Raw genomic sequence first — 19545 nt, 5'->3', positions numbered from 1 at the left:
TGCGCGGGGGCGGCTGCCGACATCACGTGGACACGTGAATGGTCGCGTCGGGGGAGGAGATCGTCGACTCAGGAGATGTGGGAGATCATCAAACGCGCCAGTTCCACCCGATTGCGGACCTCCAGCTTGCGGAAGCTGCTGCGCAGGTGGCTGTCCACGGTGTGCGGGGACAGGAAGAGGCGATCGGCCACCTCGCGGTTGGTCAGCCCGTCGGTCACGAGGAGGGCGACGCGGCGTTCGGAGTCGCTCAGCTCGTTCCAGGCCCGGTCGGGGGCCGGGGTCCCGGTGGCCGGTGTGCCATCGGAGCGCCTGGTCAGGTCGCGCAGGGCACGGGCGGCCCGGTCGGCGGGCCCCCGGGCACCGTATCTCTCGTAGATCTCGTGCGCCTTGGAGAGCAGGGGGCGGGACCGTGCCGTGTCGCCCTTGTGGGCCGCCGCTCGCCCCGCGTCCTCAAGGGCCAGCGCGCGGGGGATCGGGCGCGGGCTTTCCTCGTAGGCCTCCACCGCCGCGTGGAGCAGTCCCGGGTCGTTCATGAACAACCCGGACGCGTGCCGTGCGGCGCCCAGGAGGGAGGCGATTCCGGGGTTTTCCCGGGCGAGCCGGGTGCTCGTGTGCACGACCCGTTCCGCCTGCTCCGGCCGGTTCGCCTTCAGCGCCAGACGTACCAGGTGGGCGGCGGACTCGGGGCTGCGGAGGAGAAGCGTCGCGTTGCCCTCCAAGGAGCCGTAGATCTCCGCGGAGGGGAGACCACCGGTGGACCGAGCCAGGCCCAGCGTCGCCTCCTGCTGGCGGGGGCAGCTCAGGGAGCGGTCCTCGGCCAGGATGCGGTGGAAGTACTGCCGTGCGACGTGCTCCTCACCTCGCAACAGGTGGATGTGGCCCAGGATGGAGCGCACGTCCCTGGCGAGGTTCCCACTCGGGTCCACTCCGCAGTCCACCCGAAGGCAGGCCTGCTCGGCGCGGTCCAGTTCGCCGCGCCATAGGAGCAGCAGAGCGCGGTGGGCCTCCCAGAACGGCGCGGCCGACGCGTCCGCCGCCACCTCCTCCCAAAGGGCCATGTCGATGGTGGACGAGGCCTCCACGAACCGGTCCTGTGAGGCCAGGGCCACGGCCAGGATCAGCCGGGTCGTGCGATGCGCCTTGGTGGCGGCCGCCGACCCCGGGATGCGCTGGAGGACCTCGCCCGCGTGGTCCCGGGCGAAATCGAGGTCGCCGCGGCCGAAGGCGATGCGCAGGCGGACCACCTCGGCGCTGACGATGGCGGTCGTCTGCCGGGTGGCCAGTCCCAGGGTGACCGCCTCCTCCACCGAGTCGAGGGCCTGATCGGGTCGTCCCTGCTCCAGGAGGCAGCCCGCCCGGATGGCGAGGAGCCCGGCCCGGGCCTCGGAGCCCGGCTCCACGGCGCGCAGCGCGCGCTCGACGTGTGGACTCACGTCCACGAAGGAACTGTGCTGGCTGGAGGTCTCCTGGAAACCCGCCAGTGCCGTGTAGAGCAGGAACGGGCAGGAGATTCTCTCCAGGACGGCCAGCACGACCGAGCGGGCCCGGGCCGTTCTCCCGCTCGCGAGGAGCAGGTGTGTGGTCTCCGCCAGCATGTCGGCGCTCATGTCGCCGCTCTCTAGGGCGTGGCAGAGATTGTCGGTCAGTTCCCGGTCGCTCTCGGAGCAGACGACCAGGTGGCGGATGATCTGGGCCGTGGTGCCCGAGGGTCGCTCCTGGAGCATGGTGGCCGCCTCCCGGTGGAACGCGTGCCGGGTGTGCGGGCTCATCGTCAGGTACACCGACTCTCGGGTGAGGTCGTCGGTGGACTCCAACCGTCCCTCCCTGGCCTTCAGGATGTCGTTGGCCAGGGCCTCATCGATCACGGGAAGGAGGTTGGTGGGTGTGGAGTCGAGGAGACGGGCGGCCTCGTGGAGCGTGAAGGGGCGGTCCAGGACCGCGTTCACCTGGAGTACGAGGTTGATCCGTGGGTCGAGTTTGTCCAGCCGGGACACCACTCGACGGTGGAAGGCCTCGGGAAGGTCGGCCACCTCGCAGAGCCTCGTCGGGTCGGCACTCCTGGACTCGCGAAGAGCGTTCACCATCCATACGACGAGTGAGGGGACGCCTCGGCACTTCTCCAATAGGCGCAGGTGGCCTCGGGGTGGTTCGCCCACGGTCTCCTGGTACAGGGACGTGACCTCCTCGTCGAGGAGCGGCCCCAGGCGCAGCAGGTGTCCCTGCTCCTCGGTGAGGAGTTCCAGCGCCTGCGACACCGGTCCGCCGTTGCGCAGGGGGCCGCATCCGATGAGCCACAAGATGGGTAGCCCCCGGGTGTGCTCGACCAGCATCGGCAGGAGGAGCGCGGTCATCTCATCGCTCCAATGCGCGTCGTCCAAGGTGACGAGCACCGGCTGCCGTCCCGCGTACTCGGTCAGGCGGTTGCCCATGCGGAGCGCGAGATCGAACACGTGCCCCGTTCCGTGATCCGTCAGGAACGAGATCCCCTGCCCGAGGGGGTGCTGGAACAGGCGCATCAGTGTGCTCCACTGCACGCACCGGTCCAAACGTGTGGCCCGGCCGGACAGGACCCGCATCCCCTTCGACTCGGCCTCCTCCGCCAAGCGGTTCAGCAGCGTCGTCCTTCCCATTCCGGGAGGGCTCTCGATGACGGTGTGGTGTCCGGTTCCTTTCTCCACCCGTTTCAGATGGTCGAGCAGATGTCCCACCTCACGGGTGTGACCGACCAAGTTCTCCATGAAATAATCCCCCGGATCCTTCTTTTTTCCAGGTCAGGGTCACTGTCTGGCGGATTAGGGTGCGGTCATGATTTCCATTGGTTAATTGCGCTGTTCGGGTGCGGGCAGGTGGAATTTTTCTATTCTCGTAATGAGAAATATCCCTGGTGTTCGTCCCGCCTTCGGTGCGTGTCCTATTCCTTGGTCGGCAGGGTGTCGATAAGGACATCGGCCCACATGGGATCGTAGTTCTCGAAGCGAGGGAAGCCGCCCTCCGGGGGCGGCGCCGTCCAGTGGTAGCGCACGCCCGGATTGTGCTCGGCCCAACCCTGGGCGAACAGGTGCGGGCTGCCCTGGACGTTCGGGCCGCTCGCCGTTCGCCACTGCGAGTAGACCTCGGCACGCCCCCGTCCGGTCGCCAGCGCCCGCTCCAGGGCCTCGGCGTCCACCCGCGGGCATTCCTCCGCGACCTCCAGGATCACCGGGTGGATACTCACGCACCGGCCCTGCTCGTAGAAGGCCCTGCGCAACGCGCCGTCCAGCTCGTCGCTGCCGGAGAGCCCACCGACGTCAGGTGCCTTCGCGGCCTGCACCGCCTCCATGGCGGGGAGCGTGGTCACCGGGTAGGTGGACTCCGGGCCCGGCCACAGTCTCCAGCCGAGGGCGGGCACGACGCCCGCGATGGCCACTACCTCCGACTCCACGATCGACCGCGGTGTCGGTATCCGGTTGAACAGCTCCAGCGGGAAGGCCCTGTGATCGACGATCAATCCCACGCCCCTTTCCCTGGCTCGGGCGTGCAGGACGTGTAGGGCCAGGCTCGCCCACGGGCATCCGATATCGGACCAGACGGTGACTACTCCGGGACTCTGTGTTTCGATGTGCTTCCGCTCGGAGTTCATGTACTCGGTCGGTTCCATTCTTGTTCTCGGGTCCGGTTCAAACGGTTGATCACACTAGGGCATCGGCTTCGGTTCTCCTATATTCCGTCCACAATCGGTCAGGGTGCCATTGAATCCTCGGGCTTGCGGCTGATCACGGAAATGCGTGATGTGTGTTCGGTGGGGTTTCCGAAAGTATCCGGACATCCAATGCCGTGAGAGAGGAGCCCGCTGTGGGCACCGGACACGACACCAGTGGGACGCCGGAGACCGAGATCCTCATCGTGGGAGCGGGGCCGGTGGGGACCACGCTGGCGCTGGAGCTCGCACGTCAGGGGGTGGCGAGCACCTTGGTGGAACGCCACACCGGGCGCTCGCCCTACCCGAAGATGGACTTCCTCAACGGACGCAGCATGGAACTGCTCCGACGCCTGGGAGTCGTGGACGAGATTCGGGCGAAGGGGGTGGGGGCCGGACACGCCTTCCGCTTCCACTGGAGCGCCGACTTCTCCGAAGCTCCGGTGGCGGCCTGGGAGTACGCCTCCGTCAGCGAACTCGACCGCAGGGGAGAGGCGACCAACGACGGAACCTCAGGGCTGGAGGCCTACCAGCGGTTGCCCGGGAACATCCTTGAGGAGATCCTGCGCGATCGGGCGGCCGCCCACCCATTGGTCGACCTGCGCACCGGCACCGCCGTGTTGGGCCTCGACCAGGGAGAGGACCACGTCACAGTGCACCTGCGCGACGGCGGAGGCGAGTACGCATTGCGGGCCGGGTACGTCGTGGGCTGCGACGGCGCCGGCAGCACGGTCCGCCTTGAGGCGGGAATCCCGACGGAGGCCCATGGGCCCAGCGGGGATCACCGCGACGTCTATTTCCGCAGTTCCGACCCCATGCTGCGCCGTCACGGCCGGTACTTCCTCAACATCGTCGCCACGGGGATCACGCTGGTATCCCGTGACGAGCAGGACACCTGGACGGCCTTCTTCCCGGTCGCCGAGCACGAGGAGGACGACGCGGTGACGATCATGCGCCGCCGCCTCGGTGTGGAGCTGGACGTGGACGAGGTCGTCCACACGGCGACGTGGAAGGGGAACATGGCCGTGGCGGCCCGGTACCGCCAGGGGAGGATCCTCCTCGCGGGCGACTCGGCCCACCAGTTCTACCCCACGGGCGGACACGGAGCGAACACGGGCATCGGCGACGCCGTGGACCTGGGCTGGAAACTCGGGGCGTTCGTCCGTGGCTGGGGCGGCCCGGGGCTGTTGGACGGCTACGAGGCCGAGCGGAGACCCGTCGCGCTGTTCAACCTGGAGATGTGCGCCAACCTCCTGGAGGTGTGGGGGCGCTTCCCCCGGCTGGCCGCCTCCGGCGCCTCCCGCCAGACGCTCGCCGGTTTCCTTCGGGAGGAGGAACACCAGATCGAGAACCTGGCGATCCACTTCGACTACCGGTACGGTTCCTCGCCGCTCGTGATCCCGGGTGCGGGCACCGAACCCCCGTGGTCCTGGCGCGGCACCACCCCGACCACCTGGCCGGGCGGTCGGCCCCCGCATGTCCGCCTCCAGGACGGAACACCCCTCTTCGATCTGCTGGGCGCGGAGTTCACACTGGTCGACTTCGGCGCGGACGGAGCCGGCATCGCGGCGGTGGAAGCCGCCGAGAAGCGGGGGATGCCACTGCTCCACCTGCCCGTGAACGACCCGTGGGCGCGCTCGGTGTGGGGCTACGACCTCGTGTTGGTCCGGCCGGACCAACACGTGGCCTGGCGGGGTGCCACTCCGCCGGAGGACTGGGGGACCGTCCTGGACACGGTGCGCGGCGCGTCCGCCGTCGGGTCGGATGACGGGAGCCGCGCATGAGCCGTGACCCCGACCTCCCGGTCGTCGACTTCCACGTCCGCCTCCCCCCTCTACCCTCGGCACGCGACCGGATCCTGCGCTCCATGGACGCCCACGGGGTCGAGACCGCCGTCGCGTGCGCCGGGGGAGCGCTCTCGCTCTTCGAGCTGTCCCGTCAACTCGTCGAGGGGGGCGGCACCACCGCCGACCTCGACAACGACTTCGTCCTGGCCATGGCGGAGCGGAGTGGTGGGAGGCTGGTGCCCTTCTACTTCGGCAACCCGCACGGCGGGGCCGACGCCTACAGGGAGTCGGCCCACCGCTTCCGAGGGCTGGAGATCTCGCCCGCCGTGCACGGCCCACCGCTGGACGACCCCGGCTTCGCCGACCTGATCAGAACCGCGGCGCGGTGGGGCCACAGCGTGTACGTCGTGTGTTTCGAACGCGCCGGGGCCCGGGTCGCGGACCTGGTCCGGTTGGCCGCGGAGCACCCCGACGTGGTCTTCGTGATGGGACACACGGGTGTGGGCAACATCGACCTGTACGGCATCTCGCTGGTCGCCCCGCTCCCCAACATCCTCGTCGAGACCTCGGGCGGGTACACGTGCGCGGTCGCGGAGGCGATCCGGGTCCTGGGCCCCGACCGGGTGCTGTTCGGGTCGGAGTCCCCGCTTCAGGACACCGGGGTGGAGCTGGCCAAGCTCGATGCGCTCGACCTGGCGCCGAAGGTCTACGCGAGCGTCCTCAGGGGCAACGCGCTGCGCCGGATCGACGCGGCCCGGACCGGTCCCGCCGCCCCGGGGCCGGCCCAGGTATCCGAGATCTCGTGATGACGCGCGAAGGTGGCGTCCGAAGACTGGTGGACATGACATCCGGATCAGAAGAGCGTATCGGCAGAACCATCCTCGACCGCGCGCTGTCCTCCTCCCCCGGCCCGTTCGCCCTGGTGGCCAGGGACGTCCACGGTGGCTCCCGCCGCGTGGAGGCCTTCGAGGGCGTGGTGCGCGAGTACGACCTCCTGGGGCGGTTACCCCTCCCCGATCCGAAGGAGGGGACCCGGCAACACTCCCTGGTACTCCTGCCCTACCGGCAGATCACCGAACGCGGCTTCACGGCCCAGGACGACGGTGAGCCGATCCTGGCGTTGAACGTCGACGAACAGGGCGTGGTCTGCGACGACGACCTGAAGGTTCTCGCCGACCTTCCCGTGGAGCTCGAAGGCGAGGGCTCCTTCGACGTCTCCGACGCGGAGTACGAGAGGACGGTCGAGGAGGTGGTCGCGGACGAGATCGGTTCGGGGGCCGGATCCAACTTCGTCATCAGCAGGACCTTCACCACCCGGGTCCGGGAGGACCGCATCCGGTTCGCCCTCGGCCTCTTCCACCGGCTCCTGCACCGGGAGAACAGCGCGTACTGGACCTTCGTCGTCCACACCGGTGAGAGGACCTTCGTCGGAGCCACCCCCGAGCGTCATGTGAGCCTCCACCGGGGAACAGCGGTGATGAACCCGATCAGCGGGACCTATCACTACCCCGAGGAGGGGCCGGCCCTGGAAGGCCTCCTCGACTTCGTCACGGACCGTAAGGAGATCGACGAGCTGTACATGGTCGTGGACGAGGAACTGAAGATGATGGCCGAGGTCTGTCATGAGGGCGGTCGCGTCCACGGTCCCCGGTTGCGTTCGATGGCCCGCCTCGCGCACACCGAGTACGACATCTGCGGGCCGACCTCGCTCGACCCCCGCCGCGTGTTGGAACGGACCATGTTCGCGCCCACGGTCATCGGCAGTCCACTGGAGAACGCCTGCCGCGTCGTCGCTCGACGCGAGTCCTCCGGACGCGGGTACTACAGCGGCGCCATCGCCCTCCTGGGCACCGACTCCGGCGAACTCACGCTGGACTCGGCCATCATGATCCGCACCGCGCAGATATCGCCCGCGGGCCGCATGAGCCTGAGGGTGGGCGCGACACTGGTGCGTGACTCCGTCCCGTCCAGGGAAACGGCGGAGACCCATGCCAAGGCGGCCGGACTGCTGGGCGCGACGGGAGGGGGCGACCGGCCGGGGGTACGCGCTCCCGAGACGATCACCGGGCACGCCCGGGTGCGAGAGGCCCTCCGGGAACGCAACACCGGGCTGTCCGACTTCTGGCTGGCCGGAGGGGAAGGGGAGGCGCTCCCCTCACCCGCGCCGCTGCTCGACCAGAGGGTCCTGGTGGTCAACGCCGAGGACTCCTTCACCGGCATGCTCGCCCACCAGCTCCGTGCCCTGGGCGGGCGGGTCGAGGTCGTTCCCTACCACGAGGCCGAGGGGGCCCTCGGCGAGGGCGGGTTGGTCGTCCTGGGCCCCGGCCCCGGGGATCCCAGGGACACCTCCGACCCGCGCGTGGCCGCCCTGGGCCGCCTGAACCGTCTCCTCCTGGAGGAGGGGCGTCCCTTCCTCGCAGTGTGCCTGTCGCACCAGGTGCTCGCCGCCGAACTGGGACTGCGCCTGCGCCGACGCGCGGTGCCCGCCCAGGGCACCCGGCGCGACATCGACTTCTTCGGGGACAGGACCACGGTCGCCTTCTACAACACCTACGTCGCGGTGTCCCCTGTCGGACGCGTCGCGGGCCCCGGCGGCCCGGTCCGTGTGAGCCGCGACCCCAACGGTGAGGTCCACGCCCTGCGCGGGTCCCACTTCACCTCCATGCAGTTCCACCCGGAGTCCCTGCTCACCCACCGTGGGCCGGAACTCGTCGCCGCCTCGGTCCGTTCCCTGACACCGCCCGTGGGGGGTCCCCGTGCATGACCGTCTCCACCAGAGCTCCGGCACCGGTATCGCCACCGCGGACGCCGCGACCGCCCCGTTCGGGGGACCCTGGTCGCGGCTGCCGGCGGCCCAGCAACCGGACTGGGCCGACCACGAGTCACTGCCCTCGACCAGGGAACGGATCTCCCGGCTGCCGCCCCTGGTCGACATCGCCGAGACCGACCGCCTCAGGGCCGACCTGGCCCAGGTGGCACAAGGGCGGGCCTCCCTGCTCCAGGCCGGTGATTGCGCCGAGGACCTGGGCGAGTGCACGGCCGAACACGCCCGGGTCAAGATCGCGGTCCTGTCCGGCCTCGGCGGGCACATGCGCCGATTATTCGGGCTGAACGTGGTGCAGGTCGGGCGGATGGGAGGCCAGTTCGCCAAACCCCGCTCCTACGGGGTCGAGACCGTCGACGGTATCGAACTCCCCGTCTTCCGGGGCCACCTCGTCAACTCGGAGGAACCCACGCCCCGAGCACGCCGCCCGGACCCGCTGCGCATGCTCGACGCCCGGACGGCGAGCGAGATCGTCGTCCGGGAGGTGCGACGCCATCGCGACCGAGGGCGGGCGACGGGGTACACCGACGCGGGTCCGTGGGTGAGCCACGAGGCCCTCGTCCTCGACTACGAGGTTCCCCACCTGCGTCGGGACGGTGTGGACGGTCGCCTCCTGCTCGGATCCACGCACCTACCGTGGCTGGGGGAGAGAACCAGGGACCCCGGATCCGCCCACACCGCGCTCCTCGCCGCCATCGCCAACCCGGTGGCGTGCAAGATCGGCCCCTCCGCCACCCCGGAGCAGGTCGTCCGGCTGTGTCGGGTCCTGGACCCCGACCGCAGACCCGGCCGCCTCGTCCTGATCACGCGCATGGGTCACGACCGGATCGGCGCGGCCCTGCCGGAGATCATCGATGCCGTACGCGACAGCGGACATCCGGTCGTGTGGGTGTGCGACCCCATGCACGGCAACACCGTGCGCACCGACGAAGGACACAAGACCCGCCACCTCTCCGACATCGTGGCCGAGGCCAGGAGTTTCCTCGGGACCCTGCGCCGATATCGCCTGCACCCGGGCGGCTTCCACCTGGAGGTCACGGCGGCGGACGTCACCGAGTGCGTGGGCGGGCCGGTCGGCGACCCCGCCGAGGTCGGCAAACGCTACACGAGCCTGTGCGACCCACGGCTCAACCCCGAACAAGCGCACCTGTTCCTCACCGCATGTGCGTGAACCTCGCCCACCACCGAGAGGAAGGACGGAGAAGACATGGGATACCCGGAACTCCACGGGCAGACGGCGCTGGTGACCGGCGCCGCGCGCGGTATCGGCGCCGCGGTCGTCCGCTCACTCGCCGAACAGGGGGCCCGCGTGCTCGCCTGCGACATCGACGGTGAGGGCGTGCGGCACCTCGCCGCGGAACTGGACGGGGCACGGGGTGCCGTCCATCCCCGCGCGGTGGACGTCACCGACGCCCCCGCGGTCGAACGCCTCGTGGAACGCTCCGAGGGCGAACACGGGCCCCTGGACGCCCTGATCAACGTCGCGGGGATACTCAACACCGACGACCTGGTCAAACTGGACACGGGCGAGTGGCGGGCGGTGTTCGACGTCAACACCCACGGTGTCTTCCACGTCTCACGCGCGGTCGCCGAACGGATGATCCCCCGGGGCCGTGGCTCCATCGTCACCGTCGCCTCCAACGCCGCCCAGGTCCCTCGGGCGCGGATGGGCGCCTACGCCGCGTCCAAGGCGGCTTCCGCGATGTTCACCCGGTGCCTGGGCCTGGAACTGGCCGAGTACGGCATCCGCTGCAACGTGATCGGCCCCGGGTCGACCGACACCCCGATGCTCAGGTCGATGTGGCGGACCGAACAGGATCGACGGGCGACGCTCCACGGTTCGCTGGAGAACCACCGGATCGGCATCCCCCTGGGCCGAATCGCCCGGCCCGAGGACGTGGCCGACGCCGTCCTCTTCCTGGTGTCGGACCGAGCCAGGCACATCACCATGCAGAACCTGCACGTGGACGGCGGCGCCGCGCTGGGCGCCTGATACCCCACACCCGACGACCTACGGAGGACCATGACCATCCGACGCGGGCTGCACTACCCGATGCCGGACGACCCACCGACCAACACGGTGTCCTGGAGTCCGGACCCCCGGCGCGCCGCCCTGCTCATCCACGACATGCAGAACTACTTCGTGGACTTCTTCCGCGCGGGAGGCTCACCCGTCACGGAACTCGTCGCCAATTGCGTCCGGCTCCGAGAGGCGGCGGACCGCTGGGGGATACCGGTGTTCTACACCGCGCAGCCCGGCTCCATGACCTCCGAGGAGAGGGGCCTGCTGCACGACTTCTGGGGGCCCGGCATGAGCGCGGAGGGGACCGGACCCGGCACACCCCGCGCGCTCATCCCCGAACTCGCGCTCCGGGACGGCGACACCCTGCTCACCAAGTGGCGCTACAGCGCCTTCGTCCGCTCCGACCTGGACGCGCGCCTGCGCGCCGCCGGCCGGGACCAGCTCATCATCTGCGGGGTCTACGCCCATGTGGGCTGTCTGATGACCGCCTCCGACGCCTTCGCCCGCGATGTCGAACCCTTCCTGGTCTCCGACGCGGTCGCCGACTTCTCGGAGAAGGAGCACCGGATGGCCCTGGACTACGGAGCCCTTCGCTGCGCGGCGGTGCTCCCCACCGATCGGGTCCTCACCGACCTCGACGCGGCGGTCCTCCAGACGACGGCGGGCGAACGGTGACCGGCGGGGCACGGCGCCGCCTGGTCGTCGCCATGACCGGCGCCACCGGCGCCCCGTTCGGTGTGCGCCTACTGGAGGTGCTGGCGGCGATCCCCGAGGTGGAGACGCACCTGGTGGTCAGCCGCTGGGCACGTGCCACCGTCGAATTGGAGTGCGGCCACGGGGTGGCCCGCCTGACGGAGTTGGCCGACCTCGTGTACTCGCCCGAGGACCAGGGGGCACCGATCTCCAGCGGCTCCTTCCTCACCGAGGGCATGGTCGTCGTGCCGTGCAGCATGAAGACGCTCGCCGGTATCCGCACCGGGTACGCGGACGGCCTCATACCGAGGGCGGCCGACGTGGTCCTCAAGGAGCGGCGCCGTCTGGTGCTCGTGGCACGGGAGACCCCGCTCAACGAGATCCACCTCGACAACATGCTCGCACTCACCCGGATGGGGGCCGTGGTCCTGCCTCCCACACCGGCCTTCTACAACCACCCCGGCACGGTGGGGGACATCGTGGACCACGTGGTGGCGCGCGTACTCGACCAGTTCCAGATCACCGTCCCCGCCGACCGATGGGAGGGGATGCGCCGGGCCCGACTCGACCGAGGTCCCCGGGACCGGGCCGTTTCCACCACCCCCTGACAGCGGAAAGGACGACCATGACCGCCATCGAAGACCTCCGGGGCTTCCTCGACGCGCTGGACCGTGAAGGCCAGCTCGTACGGATCGGCGAACCCGTCGACTGCGAACCCGATCTGGCCGCCGCCGCCAACGCCGCCGCCCGACTCGGGGACAAGGCGCCCGCCCTGTACTTCACGTCGGTGAACGGGTTCACCAACGCCCGGATCGTGCTCAACGCCCACGGTTCGTGGCCCAACCACGCCATCGCGATGGGCATGGACCGGGACACCCCGGTACGCGAGCAGATCCAGGAGTTCACCCGTCGATGGGACGACCACCCCGTCGCACCGGTGCACCGTGGGGACCCTCCCTTCCTGGAGAACGTCCAGGAGGGCCCGGACGTGGACCTGTTCCGCGTGCTCCCCCTGTTCCGGGTCAACGAGGGGGACGGCGGCTTCTTCCTGGACAAGGCCTCCGTCATCAGCCGCGACCCCGACCACTGGGAGGACACCGGACGCCAGAACGTCGGCATCTACCGACTCCAGGTCAAGGGCCCGAACAAACTCGGCCTCCAGCCCGGGACGATCCATGACATCGCCCACCACCTGAGAATCGGCGAGGAACGGGGAGAGGACGTGCCCGTCGCGATCGCGGTGGGCAACGACCCGGTCGTGTCCATCGTGGCTTCGGCTCCGATCGCCTACGACCAGTCCGAGTACGAGATGGCGGGGGCCCTGCGGGGTTCGCCGCTCACCCTGGCCAAGGGACCGCTGACCGGCCTGGACGTGCCATGGGGGACGGAGGTGCTACTGGAGGGGGTGATCGAGGGTCGTGTGCGTGAGTTCGAGGGACCCTTCGGCGAGTTCACCGGCCACTACTCCGGCGGTCGGGCGATGGCCGTGATCCGGATCGACCGCATCTCGTACCGCGACGACCCGGTGTTCGAACACCTGCACCTGGGGCGAGCCTGGACGGAGATCGACTATCTGATGGGGCCGGCCACCTGTGTTCCCCTATACCAGCAGCTCAAGGAGGACTTTCCGGAGGTCGTCGCGGTCAACGCCATGTACACCCATGGGCTGGTCGCCATCGTGTCGGTGCGGCCCCGTCAGGGCGGGTTCGCCCGGGCTGTGGGGCTGCGAGCGATGACGAGCAGACATGGTCTCGGCTACTGCAAGGTGGTGATCGTTGTCGACGAGGACGTCGATCCCTTCGACCTCCCGCAGGTGATGTGGGCGTTGTCCACCAAGGTCAACCCGGATGAGGACATGGTGCACCTGTCCAACATGTCCATTCTGCCGTTGGACCCGTCATCGTCGCCGGTCGGCGTCAGCGGCAAGGTCGTCATCGACGCCACCGCGCCCGTCGCCCCCGACGTCCGAGGGCGGCACGCCCACCCGGTGCGGGACCACCCTGACACGGACCGTTGGCTGCGGTGGCTCCGTGAACGGACCAAGGAGAGGTGAGGACCATGATCTGTCCCCGTTGTGGTGACGAGGGGGCCGCCACCGTCGCGGTGTCTCCGGTGCCCGGGGTGTGGGAGGTGGTTCTGTGCTCGATCTGCCACTACACCTGGCGCACCACCGAACCTCCGCGCCAGTCCGACCGGGAGTCGTTTCCCGAGGAGTTCCGGATCACCCCGGAGGACATCCGCGACGCGGTGGAGCTGCCGCCCGTACCACCCCTGCGCGGCGAACCCCGCTGAGCGGTGTCGGCCCCAGGATCGATGTGACGAGCGAGGAGGGTGCGCCCTGTGGGCACACCCTCCTCGCTCGTCCTCCGGCTCAGGGACGAATGTTGTGGTTGAGGTGGAACACGTTGTCGGGATCGAAGCGCCGTTTCAGCTCCCGTAGCCGCCCCAGGTGCTCGGGCGGGTAGGCGGCCGCCACCCGACCAGGGTCACTGAGGAAGTTCAGGAACACCGAACCGGTGGCGTGTGGAGCCAGGCGTGCGGCCAGCCGGGCCATCGCCGAGCGGGCACCTTCCAAGGTCCGTTCGTTCAGGTCGGGGGCGATGGCGATCACCGAGAAGGGCGTGTTCCGATGGCCGGCCGGCCCGGCGTCCGCCGGCGGACGTCCGGGAGCCCCGGTCCAGTTGCGCACCTCCACGACGGAGACGGGCGAGTCCGGGTGTTCGCACACGGACACGAGCTCGTCCACGACCGCGTCGGGGAGGGCGTCGAACAGGTCGGTGTGCTCTTCGGACACCTGGGGAAGCGGTTGCGGGTCGGAGAGCGCGGTCAGCTCGGGGAATCGCAGGGGACCCAACCCGCCCAGCAGCGGAGGCCCGGCCGCGGACAACAGGCGGTCCACGTGGCGGGCGGCGTCCCGCGCCTGGGAAAGGACACAGACGCGCAGGGCCACCACGGGGCGTCCGCGCAACGGCTCGGGCACCTCCTCGGAGTCGGGCGGCCGAACCAGGACCACGGCCGTGACCACGTCCTCGGGTTCCCGGTGCGCCAGGCTTCGGTAGGCGTCCAGGATCGCGTGCGCGCGTTCGAAGGGGAAGAACAGCACGCCGCCGCTGATCCGTCCGATCGGATGCAAACGCATCTCCAGTTCGGTCACCACACCGAAATTTCCGCCGCCACCCCGTAAGGCCCAGAAGAGGTCCTCGTGGGTGTCCGCCGAGACCCGCAGGGCCCGGGCGTCGGCGGTGACCACCTCGGCCGACAGCAGGTTGTCGGCCGCGAACCCGTGACGCCGGGTCAGCCAGCCGAGTCCGCCACCGAGGGTGTAGCCCGCGACCCCGACGTCCGGCGACGTTCCCGACACCGGTGCCAGGCCGTACTCGGCCGCGGCCGTGACCACCTCGCCCCACCGGGTGCCGCCGCCCGCACGCGCGGTCCGACGGCGCGGGTCGATCTCCACCTCGGCCAGAGCACCGGTACGCAGCAGTAGACCCTTATGGGGCAGTGCACGGACCGCTCCGTGACCGCCGCACTGGGCGGCCAGGTCGAGTCCCCGATCGCGCGCGTGGGCCACCGCGCGGACCACGTCCCCCGTTGAGACGGGGTCGGCGACCACACCGGGTTTCGGGACGACGTTGCGCCGCCAGGGCAGCCAGAAGGGCGCCTCGCCCGGTGCGACCTCGTGCACCTCGCCCGCGAAGCCCGACCGCAGCGCGGAGGGGGCGGGGGCCCGGGAAGCCACCGGATCCCGCGAACCCGTCATGAGGTGGCCGGACCCGGAGTCTCGACCAGGGGTTCGAGGTGGTGTGCCCGGCGGCGCAATCGGGGATCGCGCAGGGACGGCAGTCGCTGGTGGGAGTCGGCCGGGTTGAGTACCGTGCCCGGCGGGACGATCGCGTCGATCCGATCCAGGACGTCGTCGTCCAGCGTGGTCTCGGCCGCCGCCAGCAGGTCCTCCAGTTGCTCCGGAGTGCGCGGGCCCAAGATCACGGAGGTGACCCCCGGGTGGGTCCCGGCGAAGGCGATCGCCATGTGGACCAGGGACAGACCGCTCTCCTCCGCCAGCTCCAGCAGTTCGGCGACGGCCTCGCGCTTGCGGACGTTTCCGGGCAGGGCCGGATCGAAGTTGAGCCTGTGCGCCGCCTGACGACCCCGACCGAGATCGATCTCGCCTTGGAAGCGTCCGGTCAGCCACCCCTCGCTGAGTGGGCTCCACACCATCACCCCCATGCCGTACTTCTCGCAGGTCGGGAAGAGCGAGGCCTCGGCGGAGCGGTTCAGGATCGAGTAGGGCGACTGCTCGGTGCGGAGCCGGACGTGGCCCCGTCGCTCGGAGGCCCAATGGGCCTCCACGATCTGTTCCGAGGGGAAGGTCGAGGTGCCCGTGCTCCGGATCTTGCCCGCGCGCACCAGGTCGCTGAGGACCCCGAGGGTCTCGTCGATATCGGTGTGGGGGTCGGGCCGGTGCAGCAGGTACAGGTCCAGGTGGTCGGTACCCAGGCGGCGCAGACTGTCCTCCACGGCGCGGGTGATCCACCGTCGCGAGTTCCCCCACGAGTTCGCGTCCTCGGACATGGGGTAGTGGCCCTTGCCGACCAGTACCACGTCGTCGCGGCGTCCCTTCAACGCGCGACCGACGATCTCCTCGGTCGCTCCGTTGCCGTACACGTCGGCCGTGTCCACGAAGTTGATGCCGGCGTCCAGGGCCCGGTGGATGATGGGCGCGGCGTCCTCGTCGTCGGTTCCTCCCCAAGGCCCGAGCATCATCGTGCCCAGGCAGAACGGACTCACCCTGATTCCGGTGTTGCCCAAGGGTCGCAGGCGCATGATTCCTCACTTCTCCTCGTCGGTCGGGCGCGATCACCGTCGCAGAGCATCCCGCCCGCGCACCTCACGTGTTCACGTCATTTCGCGTGGTCCCCGGCGGCGGGACGGGTACGCGGCGCATCGGACCGGGAGGCTCTGGCGAGGTTTCGGGATGTTCGTCGGATCAGTGGGGTGTGAGGCTCGGAGCCCGGGCGCGGACGTGTCCGGACCGCCATGGAGAGGACGAGTATGAGTTCCATCCGGACGCCCCTGAGCGACCTGCGCTTCGAGATCAGCCACCGCTTCCGCCCCTTCGACCTCATCGCGCCGGGGTTCGTCGTGTTCGACACCGACGATCCCGAGGTCTTGAACGGCGGTGCCGGGCGAACGGTGCTCACCGGGCACGCGCCGGTCGCCCCCTTCGCGACCGTTCTCGTGGACGTCGGCGCCGACCCGATCGGGGGAGCCGCGGCGGCGGGGGGCACGGTGACGGCGGGGCTTCGCAGCGGTGAGGAGGGCTCGGAGGACGGGGTCGTGGTCGTCTACGACGCCGGGGTCGGACAGGTCCGGCTGGAGGTGACCGTGGATGGCACAACGACCGTCGCGGCGGACGCGCCGGTCCGTCCGGTCCTGCCTCACCAGCTGGCCGTCACCGTCACCGGCAACGTCGTGACCGCGCTGGTCCGTGACGAGGGAGCGGAGTGGGGCGACCCGCTGCTGGGCGGGGGCGCCGACGTGCGCACCCTGGTGGACCTACGGGACCCGGGGCTCCTGGGGCGGTGGGAGTACGCCTTCGGAGTGGCGGGCGCCGGGCTGCGACGGGTGCGCGCGGGCTACTTCGGTCAGGTGGGCCTGCGCGATCCACAGCTGATCACCCACGCCGACGGGCGCCCCTACATACGCGACGGCCGGTTCTTCCTCACCGCCGGGTGCGCCGGGATGGGCTTCGCGCAGGAGGCGCACTGGGCGGTGTGGGAGTTCGACCCCGACGCGCCGGACCGGATGCGGCAGACCGCCAAGTTGTTCTTCGCCCATGACGGCATCGTGACCGGGGACAACGCAGGGCACGTGGTCTACGACGAGGCCTCTGGCCACTTCTCCCTGGTGGTGTGCGGGGGAGACCTCCCCACCCCGGGGGTGCACGTACGGTGCGCGCGCACCGACGCGGATCTGCTCACGGGGGTGCACGTCATCCCGAACACACGGTTGGCCGCGCCGTCCACCCTGAGCGCTTGGGAGCCGTCGCTGGCCAGGATCGACGGGCGCTGGCACGTGCTCTACGCCGACGTCGTCCGGTTGGCGCCCGAACTGGAGTTCCGTCCCGTCCTCGCCGTGTCCGAACCCGGGGCGGATCTGTCCGCGCCCATGACGATCGCCGCCGTGGACACGGCCTCCCGGCGCACGGAGGGTTGCGTGCTGCGGCGCGTGGGCGGCGGGTGGTGGGCGTTGGCCACCGACGACGCCCAACGCGTGTACAAGGTCTATGACATGGACCTGCGGAGGCTGGGGGAGATCGACGCGCCCTACGTCTCGGGGGGACCACATCCCCAGGCGTTCCCCGTCTCCTCCGAACCCGGTGCCGACTGGGTCATGGTGACCTTCGACGACGAGCAGTACGCCCAGGACGTCCTGGGGTACGGCACCGAGGGGAACGTGGTGGTCATGCGCGCTCCTGGAGCTCGCCGATCCGTTCCTGGAGCCGGGCGTTGATCCGCCGGTTGAACTCCAGGAGCAGGTCGCGCTCCTCCTTGGAGTATTGCTCGATGGTCTCGGTGTAGGAGTGCCCGAGGGCGTCGAAGGTCGCGGTCAGCCCAGCGTACGCGCCGTCGCGGACGAGTTCGACAACGACCTTCCTGCGATCCGTCGCGTCGCGGCCGCGCCGGACGAACCCCGCCCTCTCCAAGCGGTCGACGACGGCGGTGATGGCTCCGCCGCGCGACAGCCCCACGTGCCCGGCCAGCTCGCCGGGGCTCATCGGACCGTTCTTGTCGAGGGCGCCCAGGCAGGTGATGTCGGTGATGTTGATGCCCGCGTACGCCGCGAGGGCCGAGTGGAACCGCACGGACAGGGAGGCTCCCACACGGAGTTCCTCATAGAGGGCCTTGGTGTCGTCCTGGGGCGTTGACACTGCGCTCACCCTTCCCATAGTCTCTCCAAGATAGAGAGACACTAAATTAGTCATTCTCTAAGTTGCCTTATTTCTGATCCTACCTTCCTGCAGCGGAGTCCACCATGACGGAAGTGCACACCCCACCCATGGCCCGAAGCGGCAAGAGGTGGGTGGTCCTGGGGGTGGTCCTCCTCGCCCTGTTCATGGACCTCGCCGACGCGACCATCGTCAACATCGTCCTGCCCCGTCTCCAGAGCAGCCTCGGCGCCGAGTACTCGGCGGCCCAGTGGATCCTGGCGGGCTACTCCCTGACCTTCGCGCTGGCCCTGATCACCGGCGGGCGCCTCGGCGACATCCTCGGCCGCAAGCGGATGTTCCTCATCGGGATGGCCGGCTTCACGGTGGCCTCGGTGGTGTGCGGCGCCGCGCCCACGGCCGAGGTGCTCATCGCCGGCCGGCTCGCCCAGGGCCTCACCGCGGCCCTGATGGTTCCCCAGGTGATGTCGATCATCATCGTGCTGTTCGACCACAAGGACCGGGCGAAGGCCTTCGTCTTCTACGGCATCACACTCAGCCTGGCCAACGTCAGCGGCCCGCTCCTGGGCGCGGTCCTCGCCGAGGCCGACATCTTCGGCCTGGGCTGGCGCGCCATCTTCTACGTCAACGTCCCGCTGGGCGCGCTCGCCATCGCCCTGGCCCTGTGGCTCATGCCCGAGAACAGGGCCACCGACCCGCTCCGTCTCGACCCGATCGGCATCGTCCTCGTCAGCCTGGCGATGTTCGCCCTCATGTTCCCGCTCATCCAGGGGCGTGAACGCGGCTGGGACGCGCTGTCGCTGGGCCTGCTCGTCGCCTCCGTCCCACTCATGATCCTGTTCGTCCTGCACCAGAGGAACAGGGACCGCACCACGGGTTCGGCGCTGGTGCCGCCGTCCCTTTTCACCCACCGTTCCTTCACGGCCGGGGCCGTCGTGATGTTCGTTCTCTTCTCCGGCCTGGCCTCACTCTTCCTCGTCCTGACCTACAACCTCCAACTCGGCCAGGGCTGGACACCGATGCTCACCGCCGTCGCCGTGGTCAGCTGGCCCGTCGGCATCACCCTGATGTCCGGGGTCGCTCAGGCCTACGCCACCACCCACGGGCGCCGCGTGATCGGTATGGGCCTGGCGGTCATGTTGCTCGGCGTGCTCGCCCTGATCGGTGTCCTGTCCGTCATCGGCCCGGCCGCGACCTGGTGGCAGGTCGCGCTACCGGTACTCGTCACCGGCCTGGGAATGGGCATGTGCGTTCCCATCCTGGCCAGTGTCGTACTGGCCGACGTGGGGGAGGAGAACGCCGGTGCCGGGTCCGGCGTCGCCAACGCCGTCATGCAGCTCGGCACGGCCATGGGTGTGGCCGTGGTCGGCGTGCTCTTCTTCTGGCTCGCCACCGGAGACCCCGCGGGACCGAACCGCGGCGAGGCGTTCTCCGACGCCGCCGCCACGACGCTCTGGTACAACGCCGGGGCCTTCCTGATCGCCCTGATCCTGGTCCCCCTGCTGCCCCGCGCAGCCCAACCGGAGCCCGGGGCCCCGCCCACGGCGGGGGAGATCGGCGACTCCGCGTCCGCGCATTCGTGACCGCGCGCCC

Annotated in this window: 16 protein-coding genes; 11 read left to right on the top strand and 5 right to left on the bottom strand. The window is 69.9% G+C overall.

The annotated features are described in order from the left end of the window. Positions 1-68: 68 nt before the first annotated feature. Both ACWGKS_RS09570 and ACWGKS_RS09565 read right to left on the bottom strand, forming a co-directional pair. On the bottom strand, positions 69-2738 hold the full coding sequence (locus ACWGKS_RS09570; protein WP_358512587.1) for an AAA family ATPase: 2670 nt from the start codon (positions 2736-2738) through the stop codon (positions 69-71). Positions 2739-2911: 173 nt separating this feature from the next. Continuing rightward, positions 2912-3487 carry a DsbA family oxidoreductase gene (locus ACWGKS_RS09565; RefSeq protein WP_358512584.1) on the bottom strand — a complete coding sequence of 192 codons (576 nt, stop codon included), beginning with the start codon at positions 3485-3487 and terminating at the stop codon, positions 2912-2914. A gap of 344 nt (positions 3488-3831) precedes the next feature. On the opposite strand from ACWGKS_RS09565, the gene ACWGKS_RS09560 reads away from it, so the two are divergent. From ACWGKS_RS09560 to ACWGKS_RS09520, 9 genes are read left to right on the top strand one after another with little or no spacing between them, the layout of a single operon-like run. After that, positions 3832-5460 carry an FAD-dependent monooxygenase gene (locus ACWGKS_RS09560; protein ID WP_358512581.1) on the top strand — a complete coding sequence of 543 codons (1629 nt, stop codon included), beginning with the start codon at positions 3832-3834 and terminating at the stop codon, positions 5458-5460. Next, a complete protein-coding gene (locus ACWGKS_RS09555; RefSeq protein ID WP_358512578.1) occupies positions 5457-6269 on the top strand; it encodes an amidohydrolase family protein in 813 nt (270 codons plus the stop codon). The genes ACWGKS_RS09560 and ACWGKS_RS09555 overlap by 4 nt, the downstream gene beginning before the upstream one ends. A gap of 35 nt (positions 6270-6304) precedes the next feature. Then, positions 6305-8227 carry an anthranilate synthase family protein gene (locus ACWGKS_RS09550; protein ID WP_358512575.1) on the top strand — a complete coding sequence of 641 codons (1923 nt, stop codon included), beginning with the start codon at positions 6305-6307 and terminating at the stop codon, positions 8225-8227. Beyond that, a complete protein-coding gene (locus tag ACWGKS_RS09545) occupies positions 8220-9458 on the top strand; it encodes a 3-deoxy-7-phosphoheptulonate synthase (protein WP_452522293.1) in 1239 nt (412 codons plus the stop codon). Before ACWGKS_RS09550 ends, ACWGKS_RS09545 begins: the two co-directional genes overlap by 8 nt. Before the next feature lie 36 nt (positions 9459-9494). After that, positions 9495-10280 carry a 2,3-dihydro-2,3-dihydroxybenzoate dehydrogenase gene (locus tag ACWGKS_RS09540; RefSeq protein WP_358512569.1) on the top strand — a complete coding sequence of 262 codons (786 nt, stop codon included), beginning with the start codon at positions 9495-9497 and terminating at the stop codon, positions 10278-10280. 30 nt (positions 10281-10310) lie between these two features. Beyond that, positions 10311-10985, top strand: a complete 675-nt coding sequence (locus ACWGKS_RS09535; RefSeq protein ID WP_358512566.1) for an isochorismatase family protein — start codon at positions 10311-10313, stop codon at positions 10983-10985. Further along, a complete protein-coding gene (locus ACWGKS_RS09530; protein ID WP_452522290.1) occupies positions 10982-11611 on the top strand; it encodes a UbiX family flavin prenyltransferase in 630 nt (209 codons plus the stop codon). Before ACWGKS_RS09535 ends, ACWGKS_RS09530 begins: the two co-directional genes overlap by 4 nt. A 17-nt stretch (positions 11612-11628) precedes the next feature. After that, positions 11629-13056 carry a non-oxidative hydroxyarylic acid decarboxylases subunit C gene (locus tag ACWGKS_RS09525; protein ID WP_358512560.1) on the top strand — a complete coding sequence of 476 codons (1428 nt, stop codon included), beginning with the start codon at positions 11629-11631 and terminating at the stop codon, positions 13054-13056. A gap of 5 nt (positions 13057-13061) precedes the next feature. Beyond that, positions 13062-13295, top strand: a complete 234-nt coding sequence (locus ACWGKS_RS09520) for a non-oxidative hydroxyarylic acid decarboxylases subunit D (protein WP_358512557.1) — start codon at positions 13062-13064, stop codon at positions 13293-13295. Positions 13296-13374: 79 nt separating this feature from the next. On the opposite strand, the gene ACWGKS_RS09515 is transcribed toward ACWGKS_RS09520, so the two are convergent. After that, entirely contained in the window at positions 13375-14742 is a 1368-nt protein-coding gene (locus ACWGKS_RS09515; RefSeq protein WP_358512554.1) for an FAD-binding oxidoreductase, read from the bottom strand. 17 nt (positions 14743-14759) lie between these two features. Next, positions 14760-15827, bottom strand: a complete 1068-nt coding sequence (locus tag ACWGKS_RS09510) for an aldo/keto reductase (protein WP_358512551.1) — start codon at positions 15825-15827, stop codon at positions 14760-14762. Between the two features lie 228 nt (positions 15828-16055). On the opposite strand from ACWGKS_RS09510, the gene ACWGKS_RS09505 reads away from it, so the two are divergent. Beyond that, a complete protein-coding gene (locus tag ACWGKS_RS09505) occupies positions 16056-17516 on the top strand; it encodes a hypothetical protein (RefSeq protein WP_452522287.1) in 1461 nt (486 codons plus the stop codon). Here ACWGKS_RS09505 and ACWGKS_RS09500 read toward each other — a convergent pair. Next, the gene (locus ACWGKS_RS09500) at positions 17467-17943 is read right to left on the bottom strand and encodes a MarR family winged helix-turn-helix transcriptional regulator (RefSeq protein WP_358512545.1); all 477 of its coding nucleotides are present in this window, start codon (positions 17941-17943) and stop codon (positions 17467-17469) included. The genes ACWGKS_RS09505 and ACWGKS_RS09500 overlap by 50 nt on opposite strands. A gap of 95 nt (positions 17944-18038) precedes the next feature. Between ACWGKS_RS09500 and ACWGKS_RS09495 the strand changes: the two genes are divergently transcribed. After that, the gene (locus tag ACWGKS_RS09495; RefSeq protein WP_452522285.1) at positions 18039-19535 is read left to right on the top strand and encodes an MFS transporter; all 1497 of its coding nucleotides are present in this window, start codon (positions 18039-18041) and stop codon (positions 19533-19535) included. Positions 19536-19545: the final 10 nt, after the last annotated feature.

The organism is Nocardiopsis sp. NPDC055879 (genome assembly GCF_053615935.1).
The sequence above is the reverse complement of the archived record's forward strand: the minus strand, read 5'-3'. Positions and strand labels throughout refer to the sequence as shown.

Coding starts and splice junctions, on each gene's coding strand:
- ACWGKS_RS09570 (WP_358512587.1), bottom strand. CDS start 2,738: ATGGAGAACTTGGTCGGTCACACCCGTGAGGTGGGACATCTGCTCGAC.
- ACWGKS_RS09555 (WP_358512578.1), top strand. CDS start 5,457: ATGAGCCGTGACCCCGACCTCCCGGTCGTCGACTTCCACGTCCGCCTC.
- ACWGKS_RS09550 (WP_358512575.1), top strand. CDS start 6,305: ATGACATCCGGATCAGAAGAGCGTATCGGCAGAACCATCCTCGACCGC.
- ACWGKS_RS09540 (WP_358512569.1), top strand. CDS start 9,495: ATGGGATACCCGGAACTCCACGGGCAGACGGCGCTGGTGACCGGCGCC.
- ACWGKS_RS09535 (WP_358512566.1), top strand. CDS start 10,311: ATGACCATCCGACGCGGGCTGCACTACCCGATGCCGGACGACCCACCG.
- ACWGKS_RS09525 (WP_358512560.1), top strand. CDS start 11,629: ATGACCGCCATCGAAGACCTCCGGGGCTTCCTCGACGCGCTGGACCGT.
- ACWGKS_RS09520 (WP_358512557.1), top strand. CDS start 13,062: ATGATCTGTCCCCGTTGTGGTGACGAGGGGGCCGCCACCGTCGCGGTG.
- ACWGKS_RS09510 (WP_358512551.1), bottom strand. CDS start 15,827: ATGCGCCTGCGACCCTTGGGCAACACCGGAATCAGGGTGAGTCCGTTC.
- ACWGKS_RS09505 (WP_452522287.1), top strand. CDS start 16,056: ATGAGTTCCATCCGGACGCCCCTGAGCGACCTGCGCTTCGAGATCAGC.
- ACWGKS_RS09495 (WP_452522285.1), top strand. CDS start 18,039: ATGACGGAAGTGCACACCCCACCCATGGCCCGAAGCGGCAAGAGGTGG.